Origin of the sequence: Enterococcus thailandicus (genome assembly GCF_001886265.1) — a bacterium.
In the GTDB taxonomy this organism is placed as follows: domain Bacteria; phylum Bacillota; class Bacilli; order Lactobacillales; family Enterococcaceae; genus Enterococcus_B; species Enterococcus_B thailandicus.
The window spans coordinates 1-2,208 of record NZ_JXLE01000037.1 but is presented as its reverse complement, the minus strand read 5'-3'; the positions used below and the strand labels follow the sequence as shown (position 1 = coordinate 2,208).

At 33.9% G+C, this 2,208-nt stretch carries 2 protein-coding genes; one reads left to right on the top strand and one right to left on the bottom strand.

What is annotated here, in order from left to right:
• On the bottom strand, positions 1-208 hold a 208-nt coding region (locus tag RV17_RS12905), incomplete at its 3' end, for a helix-turn-helix domain-containing protein (RefSeq protein WP_143139951.1).
• A 245-nt stretch (positions 209-453) separates the two neighbouring features.
• On the opposite strand from RV17_RS12905, the gene RV17_RS12900 reads away from it, so the two are divergent.
• Positions 454-1,869, top strand: a complete 1,416-nt coding sequence (locus RV17_RS12900) for an MFS transporter (RefSeq protein ID WP_071869443.1) — start codon at positions 454-456, stop codon at positions 1,867-1,869.
• Positions 1,870-2,208 lie beyond the last annotated feature (339 nt).

The following is a 2,208-nucleotide window of genomic DNA, read 5'->3' as shown; positions in this document are numbered from 1 at the left end:
AGATAGAGAGTTCTTGTTCTATGGGACGCCCTGAAGAAGCTTTTAAGCGATGAATTTCTCCATTCAAATACCACTTCTTCCAAGTATATATTGTTCCTTTTCCTAGGATATTGAATTCTTCTTGCAGAGAAGAAGGTGACTCTCCATCCAATAAACGCTCAACAATTTGAATTTTTAATGTATCTGGATAATAGTTATCCTTTGCCATTAGAAAAACACCTCCAAATTTATTTTACTAAATTTGAGGTGCTCTTTTTTAATTGTATCTAATTATAGTGTCAGTTCCCGATTGCAGTCCTGCTCTTTTTTTGCTTCCAGCTAAGTGAAATTCTTTCTCTAGTTTTTTATCAACCAACATAATGCAAGAAAATAACAATATTGTGAATATAAAAATAAAAAAATGGAGTGTATAATTTTGAAAACGATTACTAAAAAGAAAAAGGAGTGATTGGAATGCTTTCGCAACAAGCAGTTTCTGAGGAGACAATCAATAAGAAAACAAGTGCGTTTGGTTTGAAGGACAAAATTGGTTACATGTTTGGTGATTTAGGGAATTGTTTTATTTTAGGATTGGTTAATAGCTTTTTGATGATTTATTACACAAATGCCCTTGGCGTTTCTGGAGCAATAGTAGGTACGCTTTTTCTAGTTTCAAGAATTTTAGATGCATTTGCGGATGTTTTCGTTGGACGGCTATGTGATATTTCTAAGCTAACAGAAGTTGGACGATTTATCCCGTGGATTCGCCGAATGAAGTATCCGTTTTGTACCGTAGTAGTTCTAATGTTTTTGCCTATTATTCAGCATTTACCAATGTCGGCCAAGATGATTTATATTTTTGTTTCATACATTGTGTATGGTATTTTTCTTTCAACAATTAATATTCCTTATGGGGCAATGGCGGCAGCAATCAGTTCAAATCCGGATGATCGGTCTTCGTTGTCGACTTTCAGAAGTATTGGATCAGCAATCGGTGGATCAACTACGGGTTTCTTTATTCCAATATTAATGTATACGCAAAACAAAAATGGTCAACAGATTGTCTCAAGTGAACGATTTTTCTGGATTGCCATTAGCTGTGCGTCAATAGCTTTTCTAGCATATATCTTAACTTGCAAGCTATCCACGGAGAGAGTAAGAGTAGAAAAAAAAGAAGAGATTCAAGCAACCAGGCTGGTTAAAGGCTTAATTTCGAATCGTGCACTAGTAGTACTAGTTGTTGTGGACATTTTTATTGTGATCAATCAAATTTTAGCTGGGACAAATATGACTTATTTATTTAATGACTACTTCCATAATAAAGAAGCAATGTCGATTGCTTTATTATTCACGTATGGAACGGTCGTTGTATTGGCTCCTTTTGCAACGGCGTTGACAAGATGGTTTGGTAAGAAAGAAGCAAGCGTTGTCGCTCTAATGTTTTCTTCTATTATGTATTTATTGATGTATTTTTTACATATTACAAATGCATGGGTATACTTGTTCCTACTATTTATTGCAACATTGGGATCAGGATTATTCAATTTGATGGTGTGGGCTTTCATTACAGATGTAATTGATTATCATCAATATACAACGGGGTTACGAGAAGACGGAACAGTTTACGGTGTCAATTCTTTTGCTAGAAAATTGGGACAAGCATGTGCAGGGGCAATTGGTGGTTTTATGTTAACGATGATTGGCTATCAATCGTCTTCAGTAGGCGGAACAATTCAGTCAGCTTTAGTGCAAGAACGTATTTATACGATTGCTAATTTATTGCCAGCAGTTTGTTTGCTATTATCTGCGGTGATTTTACTTGTTGGTTATCCACTCAATAAGAAAGAAACGATTAAAATGGGTGAAAAATTAAAACAAATCAATCGTTAAGTTGTGAAGAGATAGAATTTAAAATTAGGTCAAGCGAAATGTAAAATTTTGCTTGACCATTCTTTTTTTTTATGATAGAGTGAATGAGTTGTTGAAAAACAACTAGAAGTTAAAAAAATAATTTCAAAAAGTTGTTGACGTGTGAATTATCACATGATAAGATAACTAAGTCGTTTAAAAAGGACTGCTTATGAAGCTTGATTTCATCAAGAAAAACTTCAAAAAAAGTTCTTGACAAATAACAAACGATGCGATATATTAAGTGGGTTGCTGAAAGATTTCTCAAACGGAATCAAAAAAACTTTTTTAAAAAAGAGTTGACATTCAAACGTCACTCTG